This is a genomic window from Brevibacillus sp. NRS-1366 (assembly GCF_050467985.1).
In genome coordinates, this window is the sequence record NZ_JBITPN010000057.1 from 1 (window position 1) to 594 (window position 594).

Here is a 594-nt window from a genome sequence, read left to right on the forward strand (position 1 = left end):
CTGGCAACGTCCTACTCTCCCGGCTCCCTGCGGAGCAAGTACCATCGGCGCTGGAGGGCTTAACGGCCGTGTTCGGCATGGGAACGGGTGTGTCCCCTCCGCCATCATCACCAGACGACGCACATGGATGTGCTAGTGTCGGCGTTTCCTCAGGACGAGGAGCTTTTAGCCGACCATATTGCTATTTCTCAAAAGTGACGAAGAATAATGTATCATATCTTCTTATTCACTTTCAAGCTGTAATTTTTGGAAATTGGTGGAGCTGAACGGGATCGAACCGATGACCTCCTGCTTGCAAGGCAGGCGCTCTCCCAACTGAGCTACAGCCCCATACGTTTTTGCTGTGGGGTCCCCGAAAAGTAATCGGAATCAGCTTCGAAGGCTTACTTCACTTTTTAGGGTATTTTAGTGGTGGGCCTAGGCTGACTCGAACAGCCGACCTCACGCTTATCAGGCGTGCGCTCTAACCAACTGAGCTATAGGCCCTCGCTTTCCACAAAAAAAGACGTACTACTTCAAAGGCCAAATACAACGGCGCTTCAAAGATCTATATACGTCAGGGAGTTGATGCTCCCTCAAAACTGAGCAGCGAAT

At 51.0% G+C, this 594-nt stretch carries 2 tRNA genes and 1 rRNA gene; all 3 read right to left on the reverse strand.

What is annotated here, in order from left to right:
- A 5S ribosomal RNA gene (gene rrf, locus ACIFQN_RS31985) occupies positions 1-115 on the reverse strand; the annotation flags it as partial.
- A gap of 139 nt (positions 116-254) precedes the next feature.
- Positions 255-330, reverse strand: a tRNA-Ala gene (locus ACIFQN_RS31990).
- A gap of 79 nt (positions 331-409) precedes the next feature.
- Positions 410-486: transfer RNA gene (locus tag ACIFQN_RS31995), tRNA-Ile, on the reverse strand.
- Between the last annotated feature and the right edge of the window lie 108 nt (positions 487-594).